The organism is Rahnella inusitata (genome assembly GCF_965118895.1).
Classification (GTDB): Bacteria; Pseudomonadota; Gammaproteobacteria; order Enterobacterales; family Enterobacteriaceae; genus Rahnella; species Rahnella inusitata_A.
This window is the reverse complement of the sequence record NZ_CBCPJJ010000014.1, coordinates 120,759-136,850: the sequence shown is the minus strand read 5'-3', so window position 1 is coordinate 136,850 and position 16,092 is coordinate 120,759. Positions and strand designations below refer to the sequence as shown.

12 protein-coding genes are annotated in these 16,092 nt (G+C 58.5%); 10 read left to right on the top strand and 2 right to left on the bottom strand.

The window, feature by feature from the left end; genetic code table 11:
• Positions 1-153: 153 nt before the first annotated feature.
• Positions 154-612, bottom strand: coding sequence for a MarR family winged helix-turn-helix transcriptional regulator (locus tag ACMHLI_RS14080; RefSeq protein WP_413530006.1), 459 nt, complete (start codon positions 610-612; stop codon positions 154-156).
• A 106-nt stretch (positions 613-718) separates the two neighbouring features.
• Entirely contained in the window at positions 719-2,164 is a 1,446-nt protein-coding gene (locus tag ACMHLI_RS14075) for an alpha/beta hydrolase (RefSeq protein WP_413530005.1), read from the bottom strand.
• A gap of 281 nt (positions 2,165-2,445) precedes the next feature.
• Here ACMHLI_RS14075 and atzF point away from each other — a divergent pair, with 281 nt between their 5' ends.
• The 10 genes from atzF to ACMHLI_RS14025 all read left to right on the top strand — a co-directional run bounded on the left by atzF (position 2,446) and on the right by ACMHLI_RS14025 (position 16,026).
• Positions 2,446-4,290, top strand: coding sequence for an allophanate hydrolase (gene atzF, locus ACMHLI_RS14070; RefSeq protein WP_413530004.1), 1,845 nt, complete (start codon positions 2,446-2,448; stop codon positions 4,288-4,290).
• A gap of 12 nt (positions 4,291-4,302) precedes the next feature.
• Positions 4,303-7,935 carry an urea carboxylase gene (uca, locus tag ACMHLI_RS14065; RefSeq protein ID WP_413530003.1) on the top strand — a complete coding sequence of 1,211 codons (3,633 nt, stop codon included), beginning with the start codon at positions 4,303-4,305 and terminating at the stop codon, positions 7,933-7,935.
• Between the two features lie 27 nt (positions 7,936-7,962).
• Entirely contained in the window at positions 7,963-8,688 is a 726-nt protein-coding gene (locus tag ACMHLI_RS14060; RefSeq protein WP_413530002.1) for a GntR family transcriptional regulator, read from the top strand.
• 69 nt (positions 8,689-8,757) lie between these two features.
• Entirely contained in the window at positions 8,758-10,026 is a 1,269-nt protein-coding gene (urtA, locus tag ACMHLI_RS14055) for an urea ABC transporter substrate-binding protein (RefSeq protein WP_413530001.1), read from the top strand.
• Positions 10,027-10,170: 144 nt separating this feature from the next.
• The gene (gene urtB, locus ACMHLI_RS14050; protein ID WP_413530000.1) at positions 10,171-11,748 is read left to right on the top strand and encodes an urea ABC transporter permease subunit UrtB; all 1,578 of its coding nucleotides are present in this window, start codon (positions 10,171-10,173) and stop codon (positions 11,746-11,748) included.
• Positions 11,748-12,821, top strand: coding sequence for an urea ABC transporter permease subunit UrtC (gene urtC / locus ACMHLI_RS14045; RefSeq protein WP_413529999.1), 1,074 nt, complete (start codon positions 11,748-11,750; stop codon positions 12,819-12,821). The genes urtB and urtC overlap by 1 nt, the downstream gene beginning before the upstream one ends.
• Positions 12,822-12,829: 8 nt before the next feature.
• Positions 12,830-13,627, top strand: a complete 798-nt coding sequence (gene urtD, locus ACMHLI_RS14040) for an urea ABC transporter ATP-binding protein UrtD (protein WP_413530142.1) — start codon at positions 12,830-12,832, stop codon at positions 13,625-13,627.
• Positions 13,628-13,637: 10 nt separating this feature from the next.
• A complete protein-coding gene (gene urtE / locus ACMHLI_RS14035; protein WP_413529998.1) occupies positions 13,638-14,336 on the top strand; it encodes an urea ABC transporter ATP-binding subunit UrtE in 699 nt (232 codons plus the stop codon).
• 231 nt (positions 14,337-14,567) lie between these two features.
• Positions 14,568-15,236, top strand: coding sequence for a cysteine hydrolase family protein (locus ACMHLI_RS14030; RefSeq protein ID WP_413529997.1), 669 nt, complete (start codon positions 14,568-14,570; stop codon positions 15,234-15,236).
• A 1-nt stretch (position 15,237) separates the two neighbouring features.
• A complete protein-coding gene (locus tag ACMHLI_RS14025; protein WP_413529996.1) occupies positions 15,238-16,026 on the top strand; it encodes a DUF2877 domain-containing protein in 789 nt (262 codons plus the stop codon).
• Positions 16,027-16,092 lie beyond the last annotated feature (66 nt).

Here is a 16,092-nt window from a genome sequence, read left to right as displayed (position 1 = left end):
ACGTAACTGGAAATTGTTTACACGATTTAATCGTGCACTATGTATTTAATACTAGCAGACAAACTCGAAAGCGCACTCCGGATTTGTCTGTTTGCTGCGATAGGTTTAATCAATCATTCGCTGAACGGCGAACGCATCTTTTTACTTTGCAATTCAGGCTTTATCTTTCAAGTTAGCGCGAAGGGATTCCAGCTGCTGCTTGAGTGTCACCATTTCACTGAGCTCACACTCGGTCGCACACAAAATCGCTTCGGGGATCCCTTTGGCTTTTTCACGCAGCTGCTTACCGGTGTCGGTCAGGGTGATAATCACCTGACGCTCGTCCGCTTTGGCGCGGCGGCGCAGCAGAAAACCGGCGGTCTCCAGCCGTTTTAACAGCGGCGTCAGGGTCGCGGAATCCAGAAAAAGCTTGTCGCCTATCTCAGAGACGGTCACTTCATCACGCTGCCAGAGAACCAGCATCACCAGATACTGCGGATAGGTCAGATCAAGCTGGCCGAGAAACTTGCGGTAAACCTTATGCAATGCAAGATTCGCCGAGTAGAGCGCGAAACACATCTGCTGATCCAGATGCAACATGCTGTTGGGCGTTGATTCGGTGTCTGTTTTCATGTTCATGCCGCCAATGTATATAGCGCGCGATATAATCGCAAGCGCTTTCGGGTGAGTGTATTAACACTGTGGAATGCTTTCACGCCCTTAATTCTGATGCAAACCGTCAGAATCCTCTCATTCTCTGCAACATATAAGGATAAAACGGATTCGATGATACGCGCATCAGTTGATCCATGCTCACCACCAGCGCGCCATTCTCACCGCGTGCGGCGAGCGTGCCCAGACGAATACCAAACTGCGCCGCACCCTGCGGCGTGCGGCCATATAGCGAGTCATCGGTCGGGAACGGCAGCGCAACGTGTGAGAGCGAGAAGAATTCGGAAGGATAATCCAGCCCCAGCGGCGTCGCGATCCCGGCACTCTGCCCTGCCGCGGTGATCAGCGCGACGGTTGCCGCCTGATCGGGGCCGGCATTGGTGATCACCGTCGTCTGATAGTGCCTTGGCGCAGGCGGTAATAAGCGTTCGACTGCGGTTTCTGACGACGGACGCAATAACGGCCCGACGTAGGCGCTGCGGTTGATATCAATTAACACCAGCTGGCTACCATTGGCGGGCAACTGATTAAACAAAGCGGTGACTACCGCGCGGGTGCTGACGGTGGAATCCACTACCGACTGGAAGGCCAGCAAAGGCGGAAGTTGCGCCAGCCTGCCGGATTTCGCTTCTTTAATAATCTGCTGTTGCAGGACATCGGTCAGCAGATAGGACTGACGCGCCGCTTTCACCGGGAATGAATTGTATTTAAACGGATTGAACTCCGGCATCAGATTCAGCCATGCGGTTTTAGCGAACGCCGGGAAGATAGCTGGCCAGCCCGCATAACCGGCGAAGCGGGCAAAGCGGGTGACGCCAATCATCGGGGAAATCAGCACCACGCGGGAGGGCCGAATCAGGGACGCGTCGTCGAGGGTATCGAGTGTGTATTTCATTGCCAGCGCGCCGCCGTTAGAAAAGCCGACCATCTGCAACGGCACCTCTGCACCGGCGGCACGACGGGCTTCACGCACGGCCAGCCGCGTCGCCGCCATCCACTGTTCCCAGTCCACATTAGTCAGACCGCCCGGTACCGTGCCGTGTCCCGGCAGACGGATCCCCACCGCCACGAACCCGCGCTGGCGGTAATCCTCGGCGATATGGCGCAGGCTGTAAGGGGAATCCGTCAGCCCGTGCAGCAACACGACCGCACCGACGGGTTTGCCCGCAGGCATCAGCTCATAAGAACGGTTCCAGTCCTGCGCAAAATGTTCGGGATAAATCGGGCTGCGGTCGTAATAGCGGTTCAGCGGGATGCGCTCTTCAGCGTCCAGCTTATCAGTGACTTCCTGCTTCACTTCGACAAACGCCTGCTGTTCAGCGCGTAAATACGCCGCCCAGTCGCTGTTATCCAGCTGCTCCGCGCTCAGCTCATCCGGCACCAGTTTGTGCCACGGCTCAAGCGGCGGCCCCTGTAGGGCATCATACGTCCGCACGGACAGCAGCGTGATGACCACCAGAACAAGCGCCAGTAAAAGCTTTTTCAGTCGGTTAAAGAGAGTGCGAAGTGGCATCAATTGCATTTTCCTAAAATCGTCAAAGCGATATCAATATCTTAAAGATATGCCGTTCTTGCTCATTGTGGGCCAGATGATAATGCATTTAAGTTGAACGACGACTGCACGAAGTGCAAATCTTCGCCCCATTTTTGTTCAGTTGCATTGCTTGCATGGTGCAACAAACGTACAACACATTCATAAGCCGAATAATAAATCATTTGAAATCAATAGATAGTGATGTGGCACAGGGCTTGCTTAGGTGAATTCAATCTTGTGTACCAGATGGAATTCAACCTATGACCCACGCTTCACATTCTACAAATTCGCCGTATTGCGGTTTTACCCTGCGCGAATGGCAGGAGCACTACCGCACGGCACCGGGCAGTTTGCGTACCACGCTTTCGATGGTGCTGGGCAGTCTGAGTCATACCGATAACGCCTGGATTTATCGTGCTACGGCCAATCAGCTGGAAGACCAGATTGCCCATCTCGAAAGCCTGCGTCAAAAGGCCGAAGGCTCGATTACTACCCTGCCGCTGTTTGGCGTGCCGTTTGCAGTCAAAGACAATATTGATATCGCAGGCTGGCCGACCAGCGCCGCCTGCCCGGCGTTTACTTACACCGCCCAGGCCGATGCCACCGTCGTCGCCAATCTGAAAGCCAAAGGCGCGATTGTCATTGGCAAAACCAATCTCGACCAGTTCGCCACCGGTCTGGTCGGCACCCGCTCGCCGTTCGGTGCGGTGCGCAATACGTTCAATCCGGATTACGTCAGCGGCGGCTCAAGTTCGGGTTCCGCCTCAGTACTGGCGCGCGGTTTAGTCGCTTTTTCGCTGGGCACCGACACCGCCGGTTCCGGCCGCGTACCCGCCGGATTCAATAACATCGTTGGCCTGAAGCCCACCAAAGGCTGGTTGTCGAACAAAGGCGTGGTACCCGCCTGCCGCCTGAATGACTCAGTTTCCATCTTTGCCCTGACCGTCGCCGATGCCCAGACCGTCGCCCACGCGGCAGGCGGCTATGACGCCGCCGATGCCTATTCCCGCCCGAATCCGCGTACGGCGCCGGTGGCGATTTCCGCCCATCCGCGCTTTGCGGTACCTGACAGCCTGGAATTTTTTGGCGATGCGCAGGCCGAATTTGAATTCGATCAGGCGCTGGATCGTCTGAGCAGCAGCGGCGTCACGCTGGTACCGATCGATTTCACGCCGTTCCGCGAACTGGCGGAACAGCTGTATTACGGCGCATGGGTGGCAGAACGGACAGTTGCGGTCGGTCAGATTTTCGAAGAAAGCCCGGAAGTGATGGATCCGGTGGTGCGCGGCATTGTGGCGAACGGCCTGAACTACAGCGCCTGTGACGCCTGGCGGGCGGAATATTTGCGCGCGGAGCTGTCGCGCAAAATCAATCTGGCGCTGGAAGGGTTTGATGCACTGGTAGTGCCCACTTCGCCGACTATCCGCACGCAGGAAGAAATGGTGCAGGAGCCGGTGCTCTACAACTCGCAGTTCGGGATTTACACCAACTTCACCAATCTGGCGGATTTGTCCGCGCTGGCGCTGCCCTCCACTATTCGTGCTGACGGCCTGCCCGCCGGTATCACGCTGGTCGCACCCGCCTGGCACGACGATGCCTTAGCCAGCTTTGGTCGCCAGTGGCAGCGCAGCCTGACCCTGCCGCTCGGCGCGACCGGCATTACGCTTAAGCCGGAAGAATACATGACGTCCACGCCGCTCACCGCCAGCGTGCGCGTCGCGGTTGTCGGTGCGCATCTCACCGGTATGCCGCTGAATTTCCAGCTCACCAGCCGCAATGCGGTGCGCGTCGAGCAAACCACCACCGCCGCCACCTACAAACTCTTCGCCCTTGCCAACACCACGCCGCCTAAACCGGGGCTGGTACGGGCAGAAACCGGCAGCGCGATTATCGTCGAACTGTGGGACATCCCGTTGGCGCGCTTTGGCGAGTTCGTCGCTGAAATCCCGGCACCGCTCGGCATCGGCTCTCTGGAACTGGCCGACGGCCGCACGGTGAAAGGCTTTATCTGCGAGCCGTGGGCGATCCCCGACGCCACCGACATCACCCATTTTGGCGGCTGGAGGAGTTACATCTCCCACCTCGCCTCCCTGAAAAACGCCTGAGGAGCCACACCTATGTTCACGACTGTTCTGGTCGCCAACCGTGGCGAAATCGCCTGCCGCGCCATCCGCACGCTCAAACGCCTTGGGGTGACCAGCGTGGCCGTGTATTCCGACGCCGACCGTAACGCGCCGCACGTCGCCGATGCCGATATCGCCATTGCGCTGGGCGGCGAAAAGGCCGGCGAAAGCTATCTGATGATCGACAAAATTCTGGCCGCCGCGAAAGAAACCGGTGCGCAGGCAATTTATCCCGGCTACGGCTTTTTATCCGAAAGCGCCGAATTTGCCGATGCCTGCGAAGCGGCAGGGATTGCCTTTATCGGCCCGACCGCCGGACAAATCCGTGAATTCGGCCTCAAGCACCGCGCCCGCGAATTAGCCGCAGCCGCCAGTGTGCCGATGACGCCGGGCACCGGTTTGCTGGAAAATATTGAAGAGGCCGTGACCGCTGCGGCCAAAATTGGTTATCCGATCATGCTCAAAAGCACCGCAGGCGGCGGAGGCATTGGCCTGACGCGCTGCGACGACGAAGACGGATTGCGCGCCGCGTGGGACAGCGTGAAGCGCCTCGGCGAACAGTTTTTCCGCGATGCAGGGGTGTTTCTGGAGCGGTTTGTGGATCGCGCCCGCCACGTCGAAGTACAGATTTTTGGCGACGGTAAAGGCCGCGTGGTGGCGCTCGGCGAACGCGACTGTTCCCTGCAACGCCGCAACCAGAAAGTGGTAGAAGAAACCCCTGCGCCGAATCTGCCACAAGCCACTCGTGAAGCCCTGCATCGCGCCGCTGTGCAACTGGGCGAATCAGTGAATTATCGCAGTGCCGGTACTGTCGAATTTATTTATGACGCCGCGCGCGATGCGTTTTATTTCCTCGAAGTGAATACCCGTTTGCAGGTCGAGCATCCGGTCACTGAAATGGTTACCGGGTTGGATCTGATTGAATGCATGCTGCGCGTCGCAGCCGGTGAACCGCCCGACTGGCCTGCAATGGAAAAAGCGCCGCAGGGCGTGTCGATAGAAGTGCGCATTTACGCCGAAGATCCGCTGAAAAACTTCCAGCCGAGCCCCGGCGTGCTAACCGAAGTCTTTTTCCCGCAGGATGTCCGCGTCGATAGCTGGGTATCTACCGGCAGCGAAGTTTCGGCGTTTTACGACCCGATGATCGCCAAGCTGATCGTTCACGGCACCGACCGTCAGGATGCGCTGGCGAAAATGTCCGCCGCGCTGGCCGCGACCCGTCTACACGGCATCGCCACCAATATCGACTATCTGCGTCAGGTGGTTGCCACGCCGGTGTTCCGCGACGGCAACATGTGGACGCGGATGCTCGACAGTTTTGCCTACGCGCCGATGGCTATCGAAGTGATCGCTCCCGGCACCTATAGCAGCGTGCAGGATTATCCGGGCCGTCTCGGTTACTGGGACATCGGCGTGCCGCCGTCCGGTCCGATGGATGATTTTGCGTTCCGCCTGGCCAACCGCATTGTCGGCAACCACCTGGACGCCGCCGGTCTGGAATTCACTTTACAGGGCCCGACGCTGCGTTTTCACTGCGATGCCACTATTGCGCTGACCGGTGCGCGTTGTCCGGCGGATCTCGATGGCGAGACGGTGGATTACTGGCAGCCGGTGGCGGTCAAAGCCGGCCAGACGCTGACCCTTGGCCGCGCAACGCAGGGCTGCCGTACCTATCTTGCGGTGCGTAACGGTTTGGACGTGCCGGTCTATCTCGGCAGCCGTTCGACCTTCGCCCTCGGGCAATTCGGCGGTCATGCCGGTCGCACGCTGCGCGTCGCCGATATGCTGACGGTTTCCCAGCCCGAACTCGCCGCCTGCACCACGCCAGCGCCGGTTGGTCTGCCGCAGCCTGCGGCCGAACATATCGTGCCTAAGTATGGCGATCTGTGGAATATCGGCGTGCTGTATGGCCCGCACGGCGCACCGGATTTCTTTACCAAAGAATCGATCGATACCTTCTTCGCCGCCGACTGGCAGGTGCATTACAACTCCAACCGCCTCGGCGTGCGTCTGGTCGGCCCGAAACCGCAGTGGGCACGGCAGGACGGCGGTGAAGCCGGTCTGCATCCATCGAACGTGCATGACTGCGAATACGCCATTGGCGCCATCAACTTTACCGGCGATTTCCCGGTGATCCTGACCCGTGACGGGCCAAGCCTCGGCGGTTTTGTCTGCCCGGTGACCATCGCCAAAGCCGAACTGTGGAAAGTCGGACAGGTAAAACCGGGCGATAAAATCCGCTTCCATCCGATCAGTTTCGAACAGGCACAGGCGCTGGAACTGGCGCAGCAAGGCACCCTCGATTCGCTGATGCCGGTGAACGCCATGGCACTCCCGGTACCGTCGCTGCTGCCAGACGCCACCACGTCCGCCACCATTCTCGCGGCGTTACCGGCCACGGCGCAGCGCCCGTCGGTGGAATACCGGCAGGCGGGCGACGGCTACGTGCTGATTGAGTACGGCGACAACGTGCTGGATCTGGCGGTGCGGATGCGCATTTATCTGCTGATGAACGCCATCCGCGCGGCCGGTCAGGAGGGCATCGAAGAGCTCTCGCCGGGCGTACGGTCTCTGCAAATCCGTTATGACAGCTGCGTGCTGCATCAGGGCGCGCTGCTTGAACATTTACTGGCGCTCGAACAAAGCCTGACGGATGTCAGCCAGCTCAAAATTCCGACCCGCATCGTGCATATGCCGATGGCGTTTGAAGATTCCGCCACGCTTGGCGCGGTGGAACGCTATCAGCAAACCGTGCGCGCCGATGCGCCGTGGCTGCCCAATAACGTCGATTTCATCCAGCGCACCAACGGGCTGGCAAGCCGCGAAGAAGTCAAAAATATCATTTTCGACGCCAGCTATTTAATTCTCGGGCTGGGCGATGTGTACCTCGGCGCGCCCTGTGCGGTGCCGGTCGATCCACGCCATCGCCTGCTCAGCTCCAAATACAATCCGGCACGCACCTACACCGCCGAAGGCACCGTCGGCATCGGCGGGATGTATATGTGCATCTATGGCATGGATTCGCCGGGCGGCTATCAGCTGGTTGGCCGCACGTTGCCGATCTGGAACAAATTCCTGAAAAACCAACAGTTCAGGAACGGCGAGCCGTGGCTGCTGCACTTCTTCGATCAGGTGCGCTTCTATGAAGTGACCGAAGCGGAGCTCGACGCCCAGCGCGACGCCTTCCGTGAAGGCCGTGCGCAGGTGCGCATCGAAGAGACTGAGTTCGATTTTGCGCAATATACCCAATTCCTTGCCGACAACGCCGCCGATATCGCTGACTTTCGCACAAAACAGGCCGACGCCTTCACCAGAGAGGTGGCGCACTGGCATGAAGCGGAAAGCGCGGCGGTGGAAGCGGCTGCCAACGCCGTCCAGTTAGTGGAGGACGATGCGGATCAGGACGGGCATCTGGTCAGCGCCGATCTCAACGGCAATATCTGGAAAATCCTGGTCGAGCCGGGCCAGCAGGTGGTGGAAGGCCAGCCGCTGATCGTCGTCGAGGCCATGAAAATGGAGCTGTCGGTCAACGCGCCGTGCGCAGGAAAGGTATTAAAAATCAGCTGCCAGCAGGGCCGTCCGGTCGGGCCAGGTGATGCGCTGCTGTGGCTGGATTTAGCGGTTTAAGCAGGTGAAAACCACAAGGGACTTTTTATGCAACTGACAGGCGCCAAATCGACACGTACGAAAAGCAACCGTCCTGAGGGGCTGGCGGAACGTATTTATCAGCAGCTGAAGGCCGATATTTTCAGCTTCCGCCTGCTGCCAGGCGACCGTTTTAGCGAGAACGACATCGCCGATCGCATGGAAGTTAGCCGCACACCGGTGCGTCAGGCGCTGTTCTGGCTCGAGCGCGAAGGTTACGTCGAAGTCTTTTTCCGCAGCGGCTGGCAGGTGCGCCCGTTCGATTTCGACTTCTTCGAGCAGCTCTACGACCTGCGCATTGTGCTGGAACTGGAAGCGGTAAAACGCCTGTGCGCCTGCCCGCCCGAAGCACAACCCTTACAACTGGCCGAGCTGAAAGATTTCTGGATAGACCAGCCACGCCTCGAAGACGGCCAGACGGTATCGCGTTTCGACGAAGAATTTCACATGACGCTGGTCTCCGCCGCCGGTAACGCCGAAATGGCGCGTATTCACCGCGAGCTGACCGAGAAAATCCGCATCATCCGCCGGCTGGATTTCACCAAAGACGAACGGGTTAACGCCACCTATCAAGAACACGCGGGCATTTTGCTCGCCATCATCGGGCAACGCACTGAGGAGGCACAACGCCAGCTACACGACCATATTGCCGTCAGCAAAGCCGAGGTGCGCAAAATTACACTGCATATGCTGCATCAGGCCCGGGCGGAGAATGACGGAAGCCTTCCGTCATGACTTTTTTAAATGTGTTTTCGACTTTCACCATAACAGCGTTCTCTTCACTCATTCTCAGAGGGTACATCTATGCAACGTCGACGTTTTATTAAAGCCTTTGCTCTGTCCGCCACCGTAGTCAGCATGGGATTAGCCTGGAGCGCACAGGCTGCCGAGACCATCAAGGTCGGTATCATGCACTCCCTTTCCGGCACCATGGCGATTTCTGAAACGCCGCTGAAAGACATCGCGCTGATGACCATTGATGACATCAATGCCAAAGGCGGCGTGCTGGGCAAAAAGCTGGAACCGGTGGTGGTCGATCCGGCCTCTAACTGGCCGCTGTTCGCCGAAAAAGCCCGCCAGTTACTGACGCAGGATAAAGTCGCCGTAGTATTTGGCTGCTGGACGTCGGTCTCGCGCAAATCGGTGCTGCCGGTCTTCGAAGAGCTGAACGGTTTGCTGTTCTACCCGGTGCAATATGAAGGCGAAGAGATGTCACCGAACGTGTTCTACACCGGCGCTGCGCCTAACCAGCAGGCGATCCCGGCGGTGGAATATCTGATGAGTGAAGACGGCGGCGCGGCGAAACGCTTCTTCCTGCTCGGCACGGATTATGTCTATCCGCGCACCACCAACAAAATTCTGCGCGCCTTCCTGCATTCCAAAGGCGTGAAGGACAGCGATATCGAAGAGGTCTACACGCCGTTCGGTTACAGCGATTATCAGACTATCGTCTCTAACATTAAGAAATTCTCGGCGGGCGGCAAAACGGCCGTGATCTCCACCATCAACGGCGATTCCAACGTCCCGTTCTACAAAGAGCTGGCGAATCAGGGCGTGAAAGCGACCGATGTGCCGGTGGTGGCGTTCTCGGTGGGCGAAGAGGAGTTGCGCGGCATCGACACCAAACCGCTGGTGGGTGATCTCGCGGCGTGGAACTACTTCCAGTCCGTCGATAACCCGACCAACAAGAAATTCGTCGCCGAATGGAAGGCTTACGCCAAAGCCCACAAACTGCCGAACGCCGACTCTGCGGTGACCAACGACCCGATGGAAGCGACCTACGTCGGCATCCATATGTGGGCGCAGGCGGTGGAAAAAGCCGGAACAACTGACGTGGATAAAGTTCGCGCCGCAATGGCCGGGCAGACCTTCGCCGCTCCTTCCGGTTTCACGCTGACGATGGATGCCACCAACCATCACCTGCACAAACCGGTGATGATCGGGGAAATCGAATCCAACGGGCAGTTCAATGTGGTCTGGCAGACCGACAAACCGATCCGCGCCCAGCCGTGGAGCCCGTATATCGCGGGTAACGATAAAAAGCCAGACACTCCGGTGAAAACGACGAACTGATAACTCATGAGTCGCCATTAATACCCCACCCCAGCCCTCCCCTTCGCAGGGGAGGGCGCAGATCGGCGCTTTTCACTCCTCCCCCTGCGAAGGGGGAGACTGGGAGGGGGTTTAGCAACGAACTCCGGGCAACAGGAAAACATCATGACGCATTTTTTATCTCACTTCAGGCCACTGCTTTTCCTGCTTTGTTGCCTTCCGTTGCTGGCGCAGGCCGGGGCGGCGAATGACTTTGCTGCCGCCAGCCGCAGCCAGCAGGCCGTGCTATTACAACAATGGGCGGCGGATCCGCAGCCGGAAAGGCTGCCGCTGCTCGAGGCGCTGAAGCAGGAAAACGTCGTTATCGACGAATCTAAGCACGCCTTCACTCAAAACGGCGACCAGCTTACGCCGCTGGAAGGGGATGCCAGACCGCAGGGCGACATCAAAAAAGTCTGGCTGAACAACCGTCTGCGCATTTTCATCGCCAACGCCCTTTCCGCCCACCGTTTAGTCAGTACCGACAGCGCCGTGCGTTTGCAGGCGGCAAAATCCTTACAGCGTGAAGCGCAGGCCGATCAGCTGCCGTTGCTCACCCGTCGCTTTGAACTGGAAAAAGACAGCACGGTGCATGACGCGCTGGCCATCGCGCTGGCGAATTTACAGCTGGCGGACGCAGATCCGCAGGTGCGCCTGAAAGCCGTCGAGCTGCTCGGCACCTCCGGCGATCCGGATACACAAGGCCGTCTGCAAAGCCTGACCGATCCAAAAACCGAAGCCGACGCCACCGTGCGTGCCGCCGCCGCTGTCAGCCTGAAAGCCGTGCAACACCGCCTGCTGATAGGCGATCTGCTCGGCCAGGCGTTTACCGGTTTATCGCTGGGCTCGATTCTGCTGCTCGCCGCACTGGGGCTGGCGATCACCTACGGTCTGCTGGGCGTGATTAACATGGCGCACGGCGAAATGTTAATGCTCGGCTCGTATTCGACATACATGGTGCAGTCGCTGTTTCAGCACTACGCGCCGGGGCTGCTGGCGATTTATCCGCTGGTTGCGCTGCCGGTGGCGTTTTTCATCACCGCCGGGATCGGTATGGCGCTGGAGCGCACGGTGATCCGCCATTTATATGGCCGCCCGCTGGAAACGCTGCTGGCCACCTGGGGCATCAGCCTGATCCTTATCCAGGGCGTGCGCGTACTGTTTGGCGCGCAGAACCTTGAGGTCGCTAACCCCGGCTGGCTCTCCGGCGGCATTCAGCTGCTGCCAAATCTGGTGCTGCCGTACAACCGCATCGCGGTGATCATTTTCGTCCTGCTGGTGCTCGCGCTGACGTGGCTGCTGCTCAATAAAACGCGCCTCGGCATGAACGTGCGCGCCGTAACGCAAAACCGTGCGATGGCCGCCTGCTGCGGTGTGCCGACCGGCCGCGTCGATATGCTGGCGTTCGGCCTTGGTTCCGGCATCGCAGGCTTGGGCGGCGTGGCGCTCTCGCAGCTCGGTAACGTCGGCCCCGAACTCGGTCAGGGATACATCATTGACTCCTTCCTGGTCGTGGTGCTCGGCGGCGTGGGGCAACTGGCGGGAACGGTGGTCGCGGCCTTTGGTCTGGGCATTGTGAACAAAATTCTTGAGCCGGAAATCGGCGCGGTTCTGGGGAAAATCCTGATCCTCGCGCTGATCATCCTGTTTATTCAGAAACGTCCGCAGGGACTCTTCGCCTTCAAAGGCCGGGTGATTGACTGATGAGCCAACCTTTAACCCTGACCGGCGTACAAAAAGCGCCGAAGATTGCGATTTCCGCAGGCGCGGTGGTGTTAATCGCGCTGATCGTCATGCCTTTTCTGGCGTTGCTGCCGGCGGAGAATCCGCTTTCGATCTCCACGTACACTCTGACGCTGGTCGGTAAGATCCTCTGCTATGCGATCGTCGCGATCGCCCTCGATCTGGTGTGGGGCTACGCCGGTCTGCTGTCTCTCGGCCACGGGTTGTTTTTCGCCCTCGGCGGTTACGCGATGGGCATGTACCTGATGCGCCAGGCGGCGGGCAGCGGCCTGCCTGATTTTATGTCCTTTCTCTCGTGGACCGAGCTGCCGTGGTTCTGGGCAGGCACTCAGTATTTCGCATGGGCGCTGTGCCTGATCGTGCTGGTGCCCGGTGCGCTGGCGTTTGTGTTCGGCTACTTTGCCTTTCGCTCGAAAATCAAAGGCGTCTATTTTTCGATCATGACCCAGGCGCTGACCTACGCCGGTATGCTGCTGTTTTTCCGCAATGAGACTGGTTTTGGCGGCAATAACGGCTTCACCGGTTTCACCACCCTGCTCGGTTTTCAGGTCACCGCCACCGGCACCCGCGTCGGATTATTTTTGATGACCGTATTCGTGCTGGTCGCCAGTCTGGCGCTGGGCTTTGCGCTGGCGCGCAGTAAATATGGTCGGGTGCTGACCGCGGTGCGCGACGCTGAAAACCGGCTGATTTTCTGCGGCTACGATCCGAAAGGGTTCAAGCTGTTCGTCTGGACGGTTTCCGCCATGCTGTGCGGGCTGGCGGGCGCGCTGTACGTGCCGCAGGTCGGCATCATCAATCCAGGCGAAATGTCGCCAACCAACTCCATCGAAGCCGCCATCTGGGTAGCGCTCGGCGGGCGCGGCACGCTGATCGGCCCGATTCTGGGCGCTGGCATCGTCAACGGCGCGAAGAGCTGGTTCACCGTCGCCATCCCTGAATACTGGCAGTTTGTCCTTGGCGGCATGTTCATTGTCGTGACGCTGTTCCTGCCGCACGGCGTGATTGGCCTGCTGCGTAAGAGGAAATCCTGATGAGCCCGATGACCATGACCGAAGATTTGTTTACCCAGCCGCATCTGGCGGACAGGCACCGCGAACAGACCGATCCGATTTTGCAGCTGGAAAATATCAACGTCAGTTTTGATGGTTTTAAGGCGCTGACCAACTTGTCGCTCAACATCGGCGTCGGCGAACTGCGCTGCGTGATAGGCCCTAACGGCGCGGGGAAAACCACGCTGATGGACGTCATTACCGGTAAAACCAAACCACAGAGCGGAAGGGTGTTTTACGATCAGCGCACCGATCTGACCAAACTCGATCCGGTGCGCATCGCGCAGTCCGGCATTGGTCGCAAATTCCAGAAGCCGACGGTCTTCGAGGCGCTGACCGTATTTGAAAATCTGGAGATCGCGCAGAAAACCAATAAATCGGTCTGGGCGTGCCTGCGCGCCAAAATGAACAGCGAACAGCGCGACCGCATCGATGAAATGCTCGGCACGCTGAGGCTGACGAACGAACGACATCGTCCGGCGGGCTTGCTGTCGCACGGTCAGAAACAGTTTCTGGAAATCGGCATGCTGCTGGTGCAGGAGCCACATTTGCTGCTGCTCGACGAACCTGCCGCAGGCATGACCGACGCCGAAACCGAATACACCGCCGAGCTGTTTAAACAGCTGGCGGGCAAGCATTCGCTGATGGTGGTCGAACACGATATGGGATTTGTCGAAAGCATCGCCGACCACGTCACCGTGCTACATCAGGGGCAGGTGCTGGCGGAAGGCTCGCTGAAACAGGTGCAGGCCAACGAACAGGTTATCGACGTTTATTTAGGACGCTGAGGAAAGAGTTATGTTGCAAGTCAATGAACTTAATCAGTTTTACGGCGGAAGCCATATTCTGCGTGGCCTGTCGTTCGACGCCAAAATCGGCGAAGTCACCTGCCTGCTCGGGCGCAACGGCGTGGGCAAAACCACGCTGCTCAAATGCCTGATGGGGCTGATCCCGGCGAAATCCGGCACTATCCGCTGGCAGGATCAGGTGATCAATACCCGCAGACCACATCAGCGCGTCCAGGCAGGCATCGCCTACGTCCCGCAGGGTCGCGAGATTTTTCCGCGTCTGACGGTGGAAGAAAATCTGCTGATGGGGTTGTCGCGCTTTTCAGGCAGCGATGCGAAACAGGTGCCGGACGAAATCTACCACCTGTTCCCGATCCTGCTGGAAATGAAGCATCGCCGCGGCGGTGATTTGTCCGGCGGCCAGCAGCAACAGCTGGCGATTGGCCGGGCGCTGGCCTGCAAACCCAGCCTGCTGATCCTCGACGAACCCACCGAAGGCATTCAGCCGTCCGTTATCAAAGAGATCGGCACGGTCATCAAACAACTGGCCGCCAGAGGCGATATGGCGATCCTGCTGGTCGAGCAATTCTACGACTTCGCCGCCGATCTGGCCGACAGCTACCTGGTGATGTCCCGCGGCAGCATCGTCAAACGCGGACGCGGGGAAGACATGGAAGCAGAAAATGTGCGGGGGCTGGTGGCGATTTAATCCTTATCACACTCCTTCAACAAAATTTCCCTCACCGGCGGCGTGCCAGCATCAAATTATTTGCTGCTCGCCGTTAGCATTTGCGGTGCTTCACACTTATTTCTGTCGAAAAATCCCGCTGCAAAATATTCGGCGCTGGCCGAGAAATCATTTCGCTGTCGTCGGCAGCACGCCTCCTTATACTTATCTCAGATACTTATTTCCCCACATTGGATGTTCAGGAGATTGACGATGACTACACATAAATTCCAGGCCGAACCTTTCGCGTTACCTTTTGATCCACAAACCACCGCGCTGGTCATGATCGACATGCAGCGCGATTTTGTTGAGCCAGGCGGGTTTGGCGAGGCGCTGGGCAATGACGTGTCCTTAGTGCGCACTGCAATTGCACCATGTAAAAAAGTGCTGGATGCCGCGCGTGCCCACAAAATACTGGTCATTCACACCCGCGAAGGTCATCGCGCCGATTTGAGCGATTGTCCTCCGGCCAAATTGACCCGTGGCGGTCAGACGTTCATCGGCACCGACGGTCCGATGGGACGCATCCTGGTACGTGGCGAAGCCGGTCACGATATCATCCCTGAACTCTATCCAGTCGCCGGTGAACCGGTTATTGATAAACCGGGCAAAGGCGCGTTTTATCAGACCGACCTGCATCTGGTGCTGCAAAACCACGGCATCAGAACCCTTATCGTCTGCGGCGTGACCACCGAAGTGTGCGTCACCACCACCGTGCGTGAAGCCAATGACCGCGGCTTTGAATGTATTATCCCGCAAGATTGCGTCGGTTCGTATTTCCCTGAATTTCAGAAATCCGCATTGGAGATGATCAAAGCTCAGGGCGCGATTTTTGGCTGGGTCAGCGATGCCAACGCCATCGTTAGCGGCCTAAAGGCATAACGTGAACCTGCCTGTTGTCTCGCTTGGGTATTTAGCCAGGCTACGGCTCGCGCAGCCGCTGAAAGTGCACAGCCGCTTTCAGCATGCGATGAACCTGATGGCGGACGACGGACACCTGTTGACACTGCTCGATGCCAGTTGCTATCCGAATCAGCCGGATGCCGTGCGCATTCAGCTGCCGCATGGGTGGGACTGGCGTCAAATGACCGGTGAGATGACCGGGCTGGATAGTGCAGACATCTGGCAGCCGGAAATTACGCTGGTGCCATCCGGTCAGCGACCGCGGCATTACGCCATTCTTGCAGAAGAGCTGAGCAGACAGTCGGTGGAAAGCGAACTGATGCTGCTTCCCGGCGGTGACAGCGCGAAGCGCCAGCCACAGATTTGCGCACAAGACAGCGCAGAAAAGCTGACGTTTCAGGTGTCACGGCTGATCGGATTCGGCCGCGGGCTGACGCCGGACGGCGACGATTATCTGATCGGGTATCTGGCCGCCCTGTGGCGGTGGCAGAACGCACCGCGTATCGCCGGACATTACCGGCTGATGCAGGAGATCATCGCCAGCCAGCTGACGTACACCAACGATATCAGTGCGCATTATCTGGGCCGCACGCTGCACGGGCATTTCTCTGAGCCACTTTGCGATCTGCTGATGTTGCTGACCACTCCGGCCAGCAACGGGCAAATCTGCCGCGCCGCTCAGAAGGTGATGCAGTTCGGTGCCAGCTCAGGAGCGGACTGTCTGGCGGGACTACTGCACGGAATACGCACGCTACAGACCACGTTGTAATTCATTCTTTTTTCTTCATGCCGGACAGCCTTTGCGCGCTGGCAGGGGATCCCCTTGCCTGTAAAA

Bases quoted from the DNA above. Each gene is read 5' to 3' on its own strand.
- uca (WP_413530003.1), top strand. From the start codon at position 4,303: ATGTTCACGACTGTTCTGGTCGCCAACCGTGGCGAAATCGCCTGCCGC.
- atzF (WP_413530004.1), top strand. From the start codon at position 2,446: ATGACCCACGCTTCACATTCTACAAATTCGCCGTATTGCGGTTTTACC.
- ACMHLI_RS14075 (WP_413530005.1), bottom strand. From the start codon at position 2,164: ATGCCACTTCGCACTCTCTTTAACCGACTGAAAAAGCTTTTACTGGCG.
- urtD (WP_413530142.1), top strand. From the start codon at position 12,830: ATGACCATGACCGAAGATTTGTTTACCCAGCCGCATCTGGCGGACAGG.
- ACMHLI_RS14030 (WP_413529997.1), top strand. From the start codon at position 14,568: ATGACTACACATAAATTCCAGGCCGAACCTTTCGCGTTACCTTTTGAT.
- ACMHLI_RS14060 (WP_413530002.1), top strand. From the start codon at position 7,963: ATGCAACTGACAGGCGCCAAATCGACACGTACGAAAAGCAACCGTCCT.
- urtA (WP_413530001.1), top strand. From the start codon at position 8,758: ATGCAACGTCGACGTTTTATTAAAGCCTTTGCTCTGTCCGCCACCGTA.
- urtB (WP_413530000.1), top strand. From the start codon at position 10,171: ATGACGCATTTTTTATCTCACTTCAGGCCACTGCTTTTCCTGCTTTGT.
- urtC (WP_413529999.1), top strand. From the start codon at position 11,748: ATGAGCCAACCTTTAACCCTGACCGGCGTACAAAAAGCGCCGAAGATT.
- urtE (WP_413529998.1), top strand. From the start codon at position 13,638: ATGTTGCAAGTCAATGAACTTAATCAGTTTTACGGCGGAAGCCATATT.
- ACMHLI_RS14080 (WP_413530006.1), bottom strand. From the start codon at position 612: ATGAAAACAGACACCGAATCAACGCCCAACAGCATGTTGCATCTGGAT.